General features: G+C 74.6%; 14 protein-coding genes and 1 pseudogene. 6 read left to right on the top strand and 9 right to left on the bottom strand.

Translation table 11 applies throughout. The features are described 5' to 3' along the window. Window positions 1-29 precede the first annotated feature (29 nt). Together OG519_RS27955 and OG519_RS27960 are read right to left on the bottom strand one after the other, a co-directional pair. Complete coding sequence (locus tag OG519_RS27955) at window positions 30-353, bottom strand: AzlD domain-containing protein (protein ID WP_405589484.1); 324 nt, start codon at window positions 351-353, stop codon at window positions 30-32. Continuing rightward, entirely contained in the window at window positions 350-1162 is an 813-nt protein-coding gene (locus OG519_RS27960; protein WP_405589486.1) for an AzlC family ABC transporter permease, read from the bottom strand. Before OG519_RS27960 ends, OG519_RS27955 begins: the two co-directional genes overlap by 4 nt. A 179-nt stretch (window positions 1163-1341) precedes the next feature. Between OG519_RS27960 and OG519_RS27965 the strand changes: the two genes are divergently transcribed. Beyond that, window positions 1342-1956 carry a helix-turn-helix domain-containing protein gene (locus tag OG519_RS27965; RefSeq protein ID WP_405589489.1) on the top strand — a complete coding sequence of 205 codons (615 nt, stop codon included), beginning with the start codon at window positions 1342-1344 and terminating at the stop codon, window positions 1954-1956. Window positions 1957-2048: 92 nt separating this feature from the next. Then, the gene (locus OG519_RS27970) at window positions 2049-2849 is read left to right on the top strand and encodes a crotonase/enoyl-CoA hydratase family protein (RefSeq protein ID WP_405593065.1); all 801 of its coding nucleotides are present in this window, start codon (window positions 2049-2051) and stop codon (window positions 2847-2849) included. A gap of 42 nt (window positions 2850-2891) precedes the next feature. Here the strand turns inward: OG519_RS27970 and OG519_RS27975 are convergent, their stop codons facing one another. The 3 genes from OG519_RS27975 to OG519_RS27985 all read right to left on the bottom strand — a co-directional run bounded on the left by OG519_RS27975 (window position 2892) and on the right by OG519_RS27985 (window position 5494). Beyond that, window positions 2892-3749 (bottom strand): haloalkane dehalogenase, encoded by an 858-nt coding sequence (locus OG519_RS27975; RefSeq protein ID WP_405589492.1) that lies wholly within the window; start codon window positions 3747-3749, stop codon window positions 2892-2894. 18 nt (window positions 3750-3767) lie between these two features. Next, a complete protein-coding gene (locus tag OG519_RS27980; protein ID WP_405589495.1) occupies window positions 3768-4229 on the bottom strand; it encodes a MarR family winged helix-turn-helix transcriptional regulator in 462 nt (153 codons plus the stop codon). 95 nt (window positions 4230-4324) lie between these two features. Beyond that, window positions 4325-5494, bottom strand: a complete 1170-nt coding sequence (locus tag OG519_RS27985) for a phosphoribosylaminoimidazolecarboxamide formyltransferase (protein WP_405589497.1) — start codon at window positions 5492-5494, stop codon at window positions 4325-4327. A gap of 166 nt (window positions 5495-5660) precedes the next feature. Between OG519_RS27985 and OG519_RS27990 the strand changes: the two are divergent. Beyond that, window positions 5661-5903: pseudogene (locus OG519_RS27990) on the top strand (helix-turn-helix transcriptional regulator); the annotation flags it as partial. Window positions 5904-6150: 247 nt separating this feature from the next. Continuing rightward, a complete protein-coding gene (alc, locus tag OG519_RS27995; RefSeq protein ID WP_405593067.1) occupies window positions 6151-7302 on the top strand; it encodes an allantoicase in 1152 nt (383 codons plus the stop codon). 464 nt (window positions 7303-7766) lie between these two features. Here alc and OG519_RS28000 read toward each other — a convergent pair whose 3' ends face one another. The 3 genes from OG519_RS28000 to OG519_RS28010 are packed head-to-tail and all read right to left on the bottom strand — an operon-like array spanning window position 7767 to window position 9751. Then, window positions 7767-8225: an ankyrin repeat domain-containing protein gene (locus tag OG519_RS28000; RefSeq protein ID WP_405589500.1), complete on the bottom strand. Its 459-nt coding sequence runs from the start codon at window positions 8223-8225 to the stop codon at window positions 7767-7769. A gap of 4 nt (window positions 8226-8229) precedes the next feature. Further along, a complete protein-coding gene (locus tag OG519_RS28005) occupies window positions 8230-8925 on the bottom strand; it encodes a hypothetical protein (protein WP_405589502.1) in 696 nt (231 codons plus the stop codon). Between the two features lie 40 nt (window positions 8926-8965). Continuing rightward, window positions 8966-9751: a maleylpyruvate isomerase family mycothiol-dependent enzyme gene (locus OG519_RS28010; protein WP_405589504.1), complete on the bottom strand. Its 786-nt coding sequence runs from the start codon at window positions 9749-9751 to the stop codon at window positions 8966-8968. A 307-nt stretch (window positions 9752-10058) separates the two neighbouring features. On the opposite strand from OG519_RS28010, the gene OG519_RS28015 reads away from it, so the two are divergent. Further along, complete coding sequence (locus OG519_RS28015; RefSeq protein WP_405589507.1) at window positions 10059-12245, top strand: DUF5107 domain-containing protein; 2187 nt, start codon at window positions 10059-10061, stop codon at window positions 12243-12245. Between the two features lie 193 nt (window positions 12246-12438). Here OG519_RS28015 and OG519_RS28020 read toward each other — a convergent pair whose 3' ends face one another. Then, complete coding sequence (locus OG519_RS28020) at window positions 12439-13422, bottom strand: ketopantoate reductase family protein (RefSeq protein WP_405589510.1); 984 nt, start codon at window positions 13420-13422, stop codon at window positions 12439-12441. Window positions 13423-13639: 217 nt separating this feature from the next. Between OG519_RS28020 and OG519_RS28025 the strand changes: the two genes are divergently transcribed. Further along, the gene (locus tag OG519_RS28025; protein ID WP_405589511.1) at window positions 13640-14071 is read left to right on the top strand and encodes an SseB family protein; all 432 of its coding nucleotides are present in this window, start codon (window positions 13640-13642) and stop codon (window positions 14069-14071) included. The last annotated feature ends 113 nt before the right edge of the window (window positions 14072-14184 follow it).

The raw sequence follows: 14184 nt of genomic DNA on the forward strand, positions 1-14184 counted from the left end.
CGTTGCGTCAGCTCTTCGGTGCCGCGCGGTCAGGCCACCCCGAGCAGGCGCAGGACCGCTGTGGTGCCGGCCGCGGCCACCACCACGACGACGAAGGGGGCTTTCCGCCAGGCGCAGACACCGCCGAGAAGGACACCGGCCGGGCGGGCGGCGCCCGCGAAGTCGTGGGAGGTGGTGAGCGCCGAGGTCGCCACGAGGGCGGCGAGCAGCACCACCACGGCGACGGCGGTCAGCCGCTCCACGCGCGGGGAGAGGGTGACGCGGGAGCGCAGCAGGGGCCCGGCCAGCCGGAACGCGAAGGTGCCGGCGCCGAGGACGGCGGTGGCCACGACGAGGGCGGTGGTCGAGGTCATGAGGCGGTCCGATCGGCCGGCCGCGGGTCCGTGGATCCTACGGCGGGTGCGGGTGCGGGTGCGGGTGCGGGTGCGGGTGCGGGTGCGGCTACGGCTGCGGACGGGGATGGGCATGGGGCCGCGGGTTCGCGGCGGGGGAGGCCGGCGGCGACTCCGGCCAGCGCGAGCAACACCGGCGCGCCGGCCGGGAGGAAGGGGGTCGCGGCCAGCGCGACGGCCACGCCGGCCGCGGCGGCCCTGCGGGTGGCCGCGCTGTCGAGGGACGGCAGCAGCAGGGCGAGGAGGACCGCGGGGAAGGCCGCGTCGAGGCCGAGGGCATCGGTGTTCCCCGCCGCGCGACCGCCGAGCACGCCGACCACCACGCCGGCGTTCCAGCAGCCGAAGATGCCGAGTCCGCACAGCCAGTAGGCGAGTGCGCGGCGTCGGGGCTCGTGCTGCGCCAGGGTGAAGGCCACCGATTCGTCCACCATCAGATGGCTGCCGAGCAGCCGCCGCGGCCACCCCGGGCCGAACACGTCGCCGACGGTGAAACCGAACGGCACATGGCGGGTGTTGACCAGCAGTCCGGCGACGACCGCCGCCACCGGATTGCCGCCCGCGCCCACGATCCCGATGAAGATGAACTGCGAGGCGCCGGCGAACACGACCAAGGACAAAAGGGTGGGCAGCCAGAGCGGCAGCCGGAGGCCCACCGCGATCGCGCCGAAGGAGACGCCGACGAGTGCGTCGGCCAGGCAGACCAGAGCGATGTCCCGGACAAGGGTCTTCTCGGCGTCGCCCGCGAGGGTTCGCCATATCGAACGATTCACATCGTATACTGAACGACGCGTCAGGTTCGTTCGTCAAGGCGAACGAACCGACGTCTATGGCGAACGAAGCGGGCTGTGGACGGCCCGGTGGTGCGAGCCGCGACGCGCTGTGGGAGCGTCTGCGGCAGACCGGCAGACCGGCAGACCGGCAGAAGCCGGGGGAGAGGGGATCGGCCACCATGGCGGACAGTGCGAGCCCCCGAGTCGGCGGCGGCGGAGCCGCCGGTGCCAAGGCCGGCCCGGGGTCCGGCGCACCGCTCGCCGCGATCGCCGCCTCGCTGCAACGCGAACGCCGCCGGACCGGGTTGTCCCTCGCCGAGGTCGCCCGGCGGGCCGGTATCGCCAAATCGACGCTCTCCCAACTGGAGTCGGGAGCGGGCAACCCCAGTGTGGAGACGCTGTGGGCGCTGAGCGTCACCCTCGATGTGCCCTTCGCCCAACTCGTGGACCCGCCCCGGCCCCAGGTGCGGCTCGTCCGGGCGGGCGAGGGCATGGCGTTCGCGGCGGAACGCGCGGACTACGTGGCCACGCTGCTCGCCTCCTGCCCGCCGAACGCCCGCCGGGACCTCTTTCTCCTGTCCGCCCAGCCCGGTTCGTCCCGCGACTCGGACCCGCACATGCCCGGCGTCGTCGAGCATGTCGTCCTGTGTGCCGGACGGGCGCTGGTGGGCGTGGTCGAGGACCCGATCGAGCTGCATCCGGGCGACTACGTGGTTTATCCGGGTGATGTCGCCCATGTCTTCCGGGCGTTGGTGCCGGACACCTCGGCGGTGCTGGTCCAGGAGCACCGCTGACCGCCGAACCGACGGGTCGGCGGGCCGACGGACAGGGCAGCCCCATGGAACAGGCGGTGGATCAGGCGGTGGACCGGCGACCGGACCGGGCGGTGGACCGGCGACCGGACCGGGCGGCGCCATCGGTACGTGTGGAGCGCGCCGGTCCCGTGACCACCATGGTGCTGTGCCGGCCGGCCGCGCGCAACGCGGTGGACGGGCCGACGGCCGAGCGGCTCGCCGCCGCCTTCCGGGAGTTCGACGCGGACGACGACGCCGCCGTGGCCGTGCTGTGGGGTGACGGCGGCACCTTCTGCGCGGGCGCCGACCTCAAGGCGATCGGCACCGAGCGCGGCAACCGGGTGGCCGACGACGGGGACGGTCCGATGGGTCCGACCCGGATGCGCCTCGGCAAGCCGGTGATCGCGGCGATCTCCGGTCACGCGGTGGCCGGCGGACTCGAGTTGGCGCTCTGGTGCGATCTGCGGATCGCCGAGGAGGACGCGGTTCTCGGTGTCTTCTGCCGTCGCTGGGGGGTGCCGCTGATCGACGGCGGCACCGTGCGGCTGCCCCGGCTGATCGGCGCGAGCCGGGCGATGGACCTGGTGCTCACCGGCCGGCCGGTGGACGCGGAAGAAGCACTCGCCATCGGCCTGGTGAACCGGGTCGTACCCCGGGGCGCCGCCCGCGCCGCCGCCGAGCGCCTGGCCGCCGAACTCGCCGCCTTTCCGCAGACCTGTCTGCGCCAGGACCGGCTCGCGCTGCTCGAACAGCACGGCAGGTCCGAACAGGACGCGCTGGCAGGCGAGTTGGCCCATGGCCGGATCTCGCTGCGGGAGGCCGCCGAGGGCGCCGCCCGGTTCACCGCGGGCGAGGGCCGGCACGGCTCCTTCGACGACCCCGGTGGGACATGACTCCGACGCGGACCATGGCGGGCCCTTCGCGGGAGGCGGCCGTCAGATCCAGCCGTGCCGGCCGGACCAGGAGGAGATCGCGGCGGCGATCTCGGCCGGGCGGTCCTCGGGGGCGTGGTGGCCCGCGGGGCCGCAGGGGACGGTCTCCAGGGCGGCGATGTGGGCGGCGCACCAGGCCGCGAACGCGGGGCCGCCGAGCAGGGTGGGCGAGCCCTCGAAGGTCATCATCAGTTTGGGGACGTCGGCGCTCTCGGCGAGCCAGTGGTCGTACGCCTCGATACGGGCGATCAGTTCGGCCGGCTCGCCGCCCAGCGGCATCTGGCGAGCCCAGGCGAGGATGGGCCGCCGCGTTCGCGGGGTCGGGAACGGCGCGAGATAGACGGCGAGATCCTCGGCGTCGACCGGGGTGAGGACGCCGCCGGTGAAGGCCTGGCGGACGAACAGGTTCTGCGTCAGGACCATCTCCTCGCCCGCGCCCGGGGTGCGGATCAGTTCGGTGCGCCGGCGTGCCTGGGGCGACAGGTCCGCCCAGTCCATCGGCTTGACGATGGATTCCAGAAAGGCGACGCCGAGGACGCGGCCCGGATGCCGGGCCGCCCGGTCGAGGGCGAGCGCGCCGCCCCAGTCGTGGCCGACCAGCACCACCCGGTCCGGCGCGACGGCGTCGAACCAGGCGTCCAGATAGCGGGCGTGGTCGTCGAACCGGTAGGCGCTCTCCGGCTTGCCCGAGCGGCCCATGCCGATGAGGTCGGGCGCGAGCAGCCGGCCGCCGCCGATGCCGGGCAGCACCTTCCGCCACAGATGGGAGGAGGCCGGGTTTCCGTGCAGGAAGACGAAGGTGGTCCCGCTCCCCGCGTCCTCGTAGTACATCGTCGAGTCGAGCACTGATGTCTCGGGCATGGCCAACGGTCCTTCCGGTCAGGCGGACGGGTCGAGAGGCGCGCGCAGAAGCTCGGTGAGATCGCCGACCAGCGCCGCCGTGCGCGGATCGTCCCGGCCGCCCAGCGGGGCCAGCAGCCGGTCGAGCAGTGCCTGGACGGTGCGGATGGCGGGGCGTACGTCGGCGCGGCCGCGGTCGGTGAGTTCCAGCCGTACGACGCGGGTGTCCTTCGCGTCCCGGGTGCGCCGCAACTGGCCGTCCGCCTCCAGTTGGCGGGCCAACTTGGAGACGTACAGCGGTTCGAGGCCGGTGTGGTCCGCCAACTCGCGCTGGCTCGGCGGCAGTCCGGCCCGCTCCATGCCGAACACCGAGGAGAGCACCACGTACTGGGCGTGGGTGAGACGCAGCGGAGCCAGCGCCTGGTCCACCGCGACCCGCCACTTGATCGACAGCCGCCAGACCAGGTAGCCGGCGGTGGGTTCCATCGGTGCGCTGCTCATGGCGCGATACGGTACATGGATATTATATCCATGGCGAGTGTTATCCGGTGTGAGCCCGGCCGGAAGGCGGCGGCCATCGCCGCCCCGCGCCGGGGTCAGTGCTGGAGGAGCCGCAAGCCGGTCCGCACCAGGGTGATCCCGTGTTCCCGGCAGGCTTCCGCGACCTCCGCCGAGCGCAGGGAGCCGCCCGGTTCGGCGATCCAGCGCACTCCGTAGCGGGCCGCGTGGTCGACGTTGTCGCGGAGCGGCAGCGCGCCGTCCGAGGCGAAGGCCAGGCCGGTCAGCCGCGCCGCCCACTCCCGCCGCTGCTCGGCGGTGGGTTCCGTGCCGGGCACGGTCAACGCCTCCGCCAGCCGGGCGCGTTCGTGCCGGGTCAGATCGCCCTCGGCGACCCTGACCTGCCAGCCGACCCGCTCCTGGCGCCGGACCGCCGCCCCGAACTCCATCGCCTGGACGGCCGGATGGCGCCGCAGCCACCACGTGGCGGCCTTGGCACCGGCCAGCTTGACGCAGTCCACCCGCGACTGCTGACCCGCGCCGATCCCCAGGGTCATCCCGTCCCGCACACAACAGACCGCGTTGGACCGGCTGTGGCGCACCACGGCGAGGCCGAGCAGCAGATCCTCGGCGGCCGCGGCGGGCAGGGGCTGTTCGCCGCACACCACGTCGGCGAGCAGCGCCGGGGTGAGCAACACGTCGTCACGTGCCTGGGTCAGCCGCAGTCCGTACAGCTCACGGTGCTCCAACGCCGGTGGCACATGAGCCGGGTCGGCCTCCAGGACGAGGAAGCGGCCACGCTTCTTGGTGCTCAGCGCGGCCACCGTACCGGCCTCGAAGCCCGGGGCGACGATCCCGTCGCACACCACCCTGGCCAGCAGCGCGGCGAGTTCGGCGTCGACCGGGTGCGAGACGGCCGCGAAGTCGCCGTACGACGCCTTCGGATCGGCGTCGCGGGCCCGGACGTACGCGCTCGCCAGCGGACCGCTGATGCCGCCTGCCGGATCGAATCCGTAGAAGGCGGCGGTGGGGCCGTCCACCGGGCCGGCCAGCGCGACACCCGCGGGCGACACATGTTTGAAGGACGCCGCCACCGGCCGCCCCAGCGCCTCGGCCGTTTCCCGCACCAGCCGCCAACCGGCCAGCGCGTCCAGCAGGTTGAGGTACGAGGGAGCGCCGTTCAGCACCCGCAGCGGCCACGCGCCCGGCGTCACCGGCTCGGCGCTCGCCGGCTGCTGCTGGGGATTGAGTCCGTACCGCAGTTCCACCGGGCCTCCACAGCCGTATCGCCTCGCCGATGTGCGGCGCCCGGGCGGTCGACGCCCATCCGGGCCGCAAGGCCGCTCCCCGGTGGTCCGCCACCCTCACCGGCCGCGACCCGCGCCCGACTCTACCCGCCGCCGCCCGCCCGCCCGCCCGCCGGCCCGCCCCGGGTCCGGGGTCTCCCGGGCGGTCCTCGGCCGGCGGTTCACCGAGCTGGTCGGCGAGCCGCCCATGGCCTACGTCACCACTTGGCGGCTCGCCCTCGCCGCGGATCTGCTGCGCGGGCCCGACGCCACGATCGCGGCGGTGGCCCGCAACGTCGGATACGGCAGCCCGTTCGCGTTGAGCGCGGCCTTCAGGCGGGTGCGCGGGGTCAGCCCGCGGCAGCACCGGGAGGGCCCGGCGGCGCACTGACCGGCTCCTCTGGGCGGCCTGGTCGCGGCGGCCGGCGGTGCGGCGCCGTCGCGGGCCCCGGCGTGCGTGCCGTCGCGGATCCGGGGTGGGCGTGGCCGAGAGTGGGGAGATGACGGGCGGCGACGCGACGCCCGGGCCGGCCGGGACGGGAGAGGACGACGAGGGGATGACGATGGATCAGCGGAACGAGCCGGACGAGCCGGACGAGCACGAGGAACAGGGGGAACAGGAGGCCGAGGCGGAGGGAATGGTGGGCGAGGTCGGCAGGGTGGCCGCCGAGGAGCAGCCCTTCACCCCGCTGACCGCCTTCACCGGGGACGCGCGGCCCTACGGCGGCGGCGACCCCTACGCGGACTACCGGACCACCGAGCTGCCCTTCACCAGCCTGCCCGATCTGGCCGACCGGCGGCTGGGCGCCGGGGTGATCGCGGCCAACGACGAGTTCTTCGCCGAGCGGGAGAACCTGCTGCTGCCCGGGCGGGCCCACTTCGACCCGGAGCGCTTCGGCCACAAGGGCAAGGTGATGGACGGCTGGGAGACCCGGCGCAGGCGCGGCCGGTCCGCCGACGCGCCCCACCCCGAGCCGGGCGACCACGACTGGGCGCTGGTACGGCTCGGGGTGCCGGGAGTGATCCGCGGCATCGTCGTCGACACCGCGCACTTCCGGGGCAACCACCCGGGGGCCGTCTCGGTCGAGGCCACCGCCCAGGCCCTGTCGGCGGCCCCCGAGGAGCTGCTCGCGCCCGAGGTGGTGTGGACCGAACTCGTCCCCCGTACGGCGGTCGGCGGCCACGCCCGGAACGCCTTCGCCATCCGCCCGGAGCGCCGCTTCACCCATCTGCGGCTCCGTCAGTACCCCGACGGCGGCATCGCCCGGCTGCGGGTCCACGGCGAGGTGGTCCCCGATCCCGGCTGGCTGGCCGCGCTCGGCACCTTCGACCTGGTGGCGCTGGCCAACGGCGGCCGGGTGGAGGACGCCTCCGACCGCTTCTACTCGCCGCCCGAGCACACCATCCTGCCGGGCGGCTCGCGGCGGATGGACGACGGCTGGGAGACCCGCCGCCGGCGTGACACCGGCCATGACTGGATCGAGTACCGGCTGGCGGCCCAGGGCGGGATCCGGGCCGTCGAGATCGACACGGCCTATCTGAAGGGGAACGCGGCGGGGTGGGCGTCCCTCGCCGTCCGCGACGGCGCGGACGGACCGTGGGTGCCCCTGCTGACCCGGGTCCGCCTCCAGCCCGACACGGCGCACCGCTTCCTGGTCGACCCGGTGTCCGCGACCCACGCCCGGGTCGAGATCCACCCCGACGGCGGCATCGCACGCCTGCGGCTGCACGGCTCGCTGACCGAGGAGGGCGCGGCACGCCTGGCGGCGAGGGCGCGGGCGCTGGCCTGAGGTGTTGGGAGGCCGCGGCGGCGCCGCAGTCCGGCCGCGATGCTCCTGCGGGTCGTCTCCGGCGCGAAGGGGCTGTTGCGGTCGTGTCCGGACCACCGGCCGGTGGCCGGTTGCTCGCGCAGTTCCCCGCGCCCCTGGGGGGTGCGGCCTCGACGTTGCGGTCAGCGGCGCCCGTCAGGGGTGCGGCCTCGACTTTGCGGCCGGCGGGGCCCCGTTGGGGGCGCGGGGAACTGCGCGCTCGGCCGCGATGCTCCTGCGGGTCGTCTCCGGCGCGAAGGGGCTGTTGCGGTCGTGTCCGGGCCGCCGGCCGGTGGTGGGTTGCTCGCGCAGTTCCTCGCGCCCCTGGGGGCGCGGCCTCGACGGGGGCGCGGGGAACTGCGCGCTCGGCCGCGATGCTCCTGCGGGTCGTCACCGGCGCAGAGCGGCTGTTGCGGTCGTATCCGGACCACCGGCCGGCGGCACGATCACTGGCCGCCGAAGAGCGAGATCAGCTCGTCCTTGCCGAAGACCTTGGCCGTGTCGATCGCCGAGGGGGCGCCCGCGCCCGGGTCGGCGCCGCCTTCGAGGAGGGCGACGATCACGTCCTGCGCGCCTTTGAAGACCGCGCCGGCCAGCGGCGTCTGGCCGCGGTCGTTGGCCCGGTTCGGGTCGGCGCCGCGTTCGAGCAGGGCCTCCACCGTGTCGGCGTGACCGTGGTAGGCGGCGAGCATCAGCAGGGTGTCGCCGCGGTCGTTGGTGAGGTTGGTGGGCAGTCCGGCGTCGATGTACGCGGACAACTGGGGGGTGTTTCCCTGCCGGGCCAGTTCGAACAGCTTGCCGGCGAACTCGATCACCTCGGGATCGGGCTCGGGCTCCGTGGAGTCCGCTGGGCCGGCTGAGCTGTCGGGGTGGGCCGCGTCGTTCGTGGGCTCGGTCATGGACATCAGCCTACGCAGGGCAGGGACCGTGAAAAAAGGAGACGACCACACGGCGCGGGGGACCGTCGCCGACCCGTACGTCCAGCGGCACACAGGCCCGGCCGTCCCCGGAGACGAAGAACGCGCCGATGAAGACGGTGGAGACCCCCGGGCAGCCGTGGAAGGTGACCGCGGGGGCCGGCGCCATGCCGGAGGCGAGGCCGTACTGGAGCCCGGCGCGGGCCCGTTCGTCGGGGCCGACGGTGACGGTGACCACCTGGGCGTCCGCCACCTCGGAGTCGACGCGGTAGTGCCAGCCGTCGGCGTTGTGGACGCTGTGGGCGTCCTGGTCCCCGGTGGCCAGAGCGCCGAGGCCCCGCCAGGTCAGCGGACCGACCGTCACGTCCTTGCCGGCGGCCGGGGTCGAGCGGGGGGTGGCGCGACCGGTCGAGCCGGCAGAGGAGGGAGGGGCGGGGGAGGCGGGGGAGCCGGGGGATCGGGCGGACGCCGAGGAGGAGGCCGAGCCGGCGGAGGGCAGGGCCCGGACGCTGCCCTCCACGCAACCGACCGGGCGCGGATGCGCCACACTGCCCACCGGCGGAGGCACCGAACCTGTCGGCGCCGGCTCCGACGTGGCGTCGGCGGATCCGCCACCGGAGGTGCATCCCGCGAGCAGCGCCAGCGCCCCGGCCGCCACACCGGCCGACCGCCACCTTCGACCCGACATGGGCATCTCCGCATCACCCCTTCGTCAGGACGGTACGTCCTCAGCCCAGCGGCGGCCAGACCACCAACTGGCGCACCAGGTCGGGATCGCCGATCAGCCGCAGCCCGGGACCGTCCCAGGGAACCCGGCGGAAGAGGGCGAGCAGCAGATCGCTCGCGGAACCGGAGAGCACCGCGTCCGCCTCCGGGCCGCCGCCCGGCCCGCCGCGGACCGCGGACGCCCCCGTGGAGTCCAGGATCAGCGTCCAGGCGTGCCCCTCGTCCGAGGCGAGCGCGACCCGGGCCGGCGCGTGCGGCCAGCCGTCCATCGAGCCGAATCCCACGTGCAGGAACTCGTCGAGCGCGTCCAACGCCAGGTCCGAGGGCAGGGGTTCGGTGGTGCCCGCGGTCTCCTGCGCGTCCCGGGCGTGCACCGCGGCCTCCTGCATCTGGTGGCGGGCCACCGCGCCCGAGGTGGCCGGATTTCCGGACTCCGCCCACCATGTCCAGCACTCGGTGTCCGGCCCGGCCGTACCCAGCGTCTCCAGCAGGAGCGAGGTGGACTCCGCGGACCAGGCGAGGAGGTCGCCCGCCGGCTCGGACTGTGGCACCGACGCCTCGGCCGGCGGCCGCGCCGCCGGTCCGGCCGCCACCGTCGCCGCCCAGAACCGCTGCACCTCTCCCAGATGGGCGACCAGATCCCGCGCCGTCCAGTCCGGGCAGCCGGGCACCCGCGCCCGCGGATCCGCCGCTTCCGCGGCGACGCGCAGCGCGGCGGACCGATCGTCGATCAGTTCCAGCCAATCGGCGAACGGCAGTACGGGCACGGGAGAGTGCGAAGTCGTCATGGCGTCCGTTGTAGCAGCGGGAACCCGCGCGCGGCGGGATCGCCCCGCCACCCGGGGTGTGGCCGGGGAATTGTCCGTGGTGAGGGGCGACAAGGTGGTATAGCGGCGGCGCAGGAGGCCTGGCGCCCGCGCCGTGGACGTTCCCCTGGCCCGCGCCCCGCGCCCGCACCGTGCCCGCCCGCACCCGCGCCGCCGCGTCCAACCCGACCCGGGCTGACCCTGGCGGGCGGGCCGGGAAAGCTGTTCCATGGTCATCAGCAGGCCGCCGCGGCAGGTGCGACGGCAACGCAGGCAGGATGAGGTGGCTTTGGCTACGACCGTGCGACGTACCGCTGTGAGCATTCCGGCCGCCCCCCTCGGCCCGGAGAACCCGCTGCCGGCCCTCCGCCCGCTCGACGAACTCCACAAGCTCGACCCGCGCGACCGCCAAGGCCTGCCCGCCGACATGGCCCGGCAGATCGGCTACGCACCGCTGCGCTCCGTGCTCCCGGTCGCGGTCCTCGACGGCTACGGCCGGGACCGCGCCCCGGCCGAACTCGACGCCCTGGTCATCGAGAACGAGCGGATACGCGCCACCGTGCTGCCCGGTCTCGGCGGCCGGCTGTACTCCCTGCTGCACAAGCCGACCGGCCGCGAACTCCTCTACCGCAACCCGGTGTTCCAGCCCGCCGACCTGGCACTGGCCGGTGCCTGGTTCTCCGGTGGCGTCGAATGGAACCTCGGCGCCACCGGACACTGGGCCCACACCTGCGCCCCCCTGCACGCCGCCCGCGTCCCCGCCCCGGACGGCGGCGAGATGCTGCGCCTGTGGGAGTGGGAGCGGCTGCGCGACCTGCCCTTCCAGATCGACCTGTGGCTGCCCGCCGACTCCGACTTCCTCTACGTCGGCATCCGGGTCCGCAATCCGCACCACCGCGTGGTGCCCGCCTACTGGTGGTCCAACATCGCCGTCCCCGAGAGCGAGCACACCCGCGTGCTGGCCCCCGCCGACGCCGCCTGGCACTTCGGCTACACCCGCCCCCTCAGCCGTGTGCCGGTGCCGCGCGGCCCGGAAGCGGCGCCGGACCCGCGGGCCCCGCAACGCCCCGACGGCGCCCCGGACATCACCTACACCACCCGCGCCGAACACGCCGCCGACTACTTCTTCGACATCGAGGGCGACGACCGCCGCTGGATCACCGCCCTCGACGGCGACGGGCACGGCCTGGTCCACACCTCCACCGACCTGCTGCGCGGCCGCAAGCTCTTCCGGTGGGGCCGAGGCCGTGGCGGCCGGCGCTGGCAGGAGTGGCTCACCGAACCCGGCACCGGCGGCTATCTGGAGATCCAGGCCGGCCTCGCCCGTACCCAGCTCGAACACATCCCGATGGCGGCCGACTCGGAGTTCTCCTGGCTGGAGGCGTACGGTCCGCTCGACGCCGACCCCTCGCTGGTGCACGGCGCCGACTGGTCGGCGGCCCGTGCCGAGGCCGAGGGGAGGCTCGAAGCCGTCCTGCCGCGCGCCACCGTGCGGGCGGCGTACGAGAGTTGGCTCGATCACGCCGACGCCGACCCCAAGGACGTGCTCGCCACCGGGTCCGGCTGGGGCGCCCTGGAGGCCGAGCGCGGCCACCACCACCTGCCTGGCACGCCGTTCCCCGCCACTCTGCTGGGCGAGGCCCAGCAGCCCTGGCTCGAACTGCTGGTGTCCGGCGTCCTTCCCCGGCCGCCGGCCGACGCCGCCCCCGGTCCCGGCCCGGTCTCCCCGGAGTGGCGCGAGCTGCTGGAGTCCGCCGACACCTACTCCGGCAACGCGTGGTTCCGCGACTACCACCTCGGTATCGCCCAGTGGGCGGCGGGCGACCGGGCCCAGGCGGTACGGAGCTGGGAACGCTCCGTCGCCGCCCACCGCTCGCCCTGGGCGCTGCGGGCCCTCGCCGTCGCCGAGACCGAGGCGGGGGAGACACAGCGGGCGGCCGAGCGGTACCTGGCCGCCTACGACAGCCTCCATACGACGTTTCCGCGCCGTCCGGACCGCCCCGGCGGTCCGGACCGTGCGGACCGTCCCGGCCCTCCGGACCAGCCCGAGTGGACGGAGGAGGCGGCCGAGGCCGCCCGTACCGTCCAGCGCGCCCTCACTCATGAGGCGGTGCCCGTGCTGCTGGCGGCCGGCCGCCTCCCCGAGGCGGCCCGCGTCCTCGCCCGCCCCGCCGCCGGCGGTACGGAACCGCTCGACGGCGGCCGGATCCGGCTGCTACGGGCCCGGGTATCGCTGGCCCTGGGGGACGCGGCGGGCGCCCGCGCCCTCTTCGACGAGGGCTTCGCCGTGCCGGACCTGCGCGAAGGGGCCCAGGCGCTGAGCGACCTCTGGTTCGCGATCGCGGAGCGCCTGCTGGCGGGGGACGGACCGGTGGACGAAGCCATCCGCGCCCGCGCCCGCGAGGAGCACCCGCTGCCCGCCGCCTACGACTTCCGGATGTGGCCGGAGCAGTCGGCCGCGGCACCGGAGAAGTGAGCTAGTGCCGCGACGGGGCAAAGCTTGCCGGGAGGAGCACTAGGCCGTGTTTTAGAAGTAGCGTCGTCCGCCCGCAGGGCGGGGCCCGCGGCGTCTGGTGCTCCCCCAGACTTCGTCCGGGGGTACCCCCAGATCGCAAGGGCGGTGGGGGCACCCCCAGCGGTAGCTGGGGGAGGGATTTGTCAGACACGGCCTAGGCACCTTCGAGCGCGCCCAGGAGCGTCGCCCGTTCGTCCGGCGTCAGTTCGCCGGGCTTGCGGCGCTCCTGGGCGAAGCGGCCGGCGGTCCGCTGCAACGCCTCGTTGGCCGGTACCGGCACGCCCAACCGGCGGCCCAGCAGCACGATCTCACCGTTGAGATAGTCCGACTCGATCGAGCCGGTACCGCGGACCAGGCTCTGCCATGACGAACCGCCGCCCCGCGCACCGCCCTTGAGCGGCTGGATCAGCATCCGGTCGCCGCGTACCCGGGCCTGTTCCGCGTCCGTGATGTGGGCGATCCCGGCCGCCGCGAGCACCGCGGCGCCCTCGGTCCGTACCCGCTGGTGCAGCCGCGAGGCCGGGCCTTCCTCGTCGGACCCGTACACCGCCTGGACCGCGTTGCCGAGATTGGCCAGCAGCTTGGCGTACTTCCACGCCATCACCTCGTCGGTGACCGGGGCGGCGAACCCCGAGACCGCCAGATCGGCCGCGATCCGCCGCGTCGTACCGTCCGATCCCGACGGATAGCGGCCGAGGTGCAGAATCCCGGTCAGCGGCGCGCACGGCGCCCGCACCACGCCGGGCTCCAGGTGGCTGGCGGGCAGCCAAACGCACATCCCGTGCACATCGCGGAAGCGGCGCAGCGCGAGACGCTCGTTCTCCACCCCGTTCTGGGCGCACACCACCGCCGGCCGGTCGCCGTACGTCCCCCACACCGCCAGCGCGCCCGCGGTGTCCTGCGTCTTCGTCGCCAGGACCAGCACATCGTCGCCGCGCGGGGTCAGGTCCGCCGGTCCTTCCGCCACCGGGACGCTCAACTCGCGTGTCCCGTCCGGGAGTTCCAGCCGAAGTCCGTGTTCACGCAGCGCCCTGCCATGAGCGCCCCGCGCCACCAGGACGACCTCGTGACCGCTGTCGAAGAGCCGCCCGCCGATCGTGCCGCCGATCGCGCCCGCGCCGATGATGATGTATCGCATCCGTTCACCCTCGCACAGCCGTCCGCCGCCGGAGCGGCCTGCCCGCCCGGGGCGCACGCCGGTCCCGGCGGCGATTTCCGGCCCGGGCGGCATGCTCCGGCTGACCGTGGGTACGCGCCGGGCTCAGCCACCTTTGGAAACCCAATGGCCTCATGAACCTCATTGGCCCCTACTGATCCCGCGGACCGCGAAGCGACGCGGCGAGAGGATGCTCGGCATGACGGACATGAACCCCGACGGCGCCCTGCCTCCGGCCCAGCGCGCCCTGCACGAGATCGCCTCCGGCAGCGAGAACGTCATCGCGCTCAGTACCCTCGCGGTCAGCGAGGTCCTGCTGCCGGTGCCGGCGGTCGACGACTACCCCGACGACGCCGCGGCGGGGGCGGACGACACGCCGCCCCGCGAGATCCAGCTCCCGGTCTACGAGCAGGAGGACGGCCGCCAGCTCGTCCCCGTGTTCACCTCCGAGACCCGGATGGCCGAGGCACTTCCGGCCACCAACCGCTACCGGCTCGTCCAGCTCGCCGCGCTCAGCGGTGCCTGGCCGTCCGACGAGCTGATCCTGTCCATCGACACCGGCAGCGAGGACGCGCTGAGCATCTCCGGCGAAGGGGTGCGGGCGCTGGCCGGACTGGTCAGCGACAGCTGAGCCGACCCGGGTAGGAGCCGGGACGACCCTGGTACGAGCCCGGCGCGACAGGCGGGTGAGCAGCCCGGTGTCGGAGCGGTACGAAGCCGGCGGCGGCACGATCCCCGTGCCGC

It is taken from the genome of Streptomyces sp. NBC_01190 (genome assembly GCF_045039895.1).
Taxonomy (GTDB): domain Bacteria; phylum Actinomycetota; class Actinomycetes; order Streptomycetales; family Streptomycetaceae; genus Actinacidiphila.

Excerpts from the sequence above, each read along its gene's own strand:
- OG519_RS27955 (WP_405589484.1), bottom strand. The coding sequence starts at position 353 with ATGACCTCGACCACCGCCCTCGTCGTGGCCACCGCCGTCCTCGGCGCC.
- OG519_RS27965 (WP_405589489.1), top strand. The coding sequence starts at position 1,342 with ATGGCGGACAGTGCGAGCCCCCGAGTCGGCGGCGGCGGAGCCGCCGGT.
- OG519_RS27975 (WP_405589492.1), bottom strand. The coding sequence starts at position 3,749 with ATGCCCGAGACATCAGTGCTCGACTCGACGATGTACTACGAGGACGCG.
- OG519_RS27980 (WP_405589495.1), bottom strand. The coding sequence starts at position 4,229 with ATGAGCAGCGCACCGATGGAACCCACCGCCGGCTACCTGGTCTGGCGG.
- alc (WP_405593067.1), top strand. The coding sequence starts at position 6,151 with ATGGTGGGCGAGGTCGGCAGGGTGGCCGCCGAGGAGCAGCCCTTCACC.
- OG519_RS28000 (WP_405589500.1), bottom strand. The coding sequence starts at position 8,225 with ATGTCCATGACCGAGCCCACGAACGACGCGGCCCACCCCGACAGCTCA.
- OG519_RS28005 (WP_405589502.1), bottom strand. The coding sequence starts at position 8,925 with ATGTCGGGTCGAAGGTGGCGGTCGGCCGGTGTGGCGGCCGGGGCGCTG.
- OG519_RS28010 (WP_405589504.1), bottom strand. The coding sequence starts at position 9,751 with ATGACGACTTCGCACTCTCCCGTGCCCGTACTGCCGTTCGCCGATTGG.
- OG519_RS28020 (WP_405589510.1), bottom strand. The coding sequence starts at position 13,422 with ATGCGATACATCATCATCGGCGCGGGCGCGATCGGCGGCACGATCGGC.
- OG519_RS28025 (WP_405589511.1), top strand. The coding sequence starts at position 13,640 with ATGACGGACATGAACCCCGACGGCGCCCTGCCTCCGGCCCAGCGCGCC.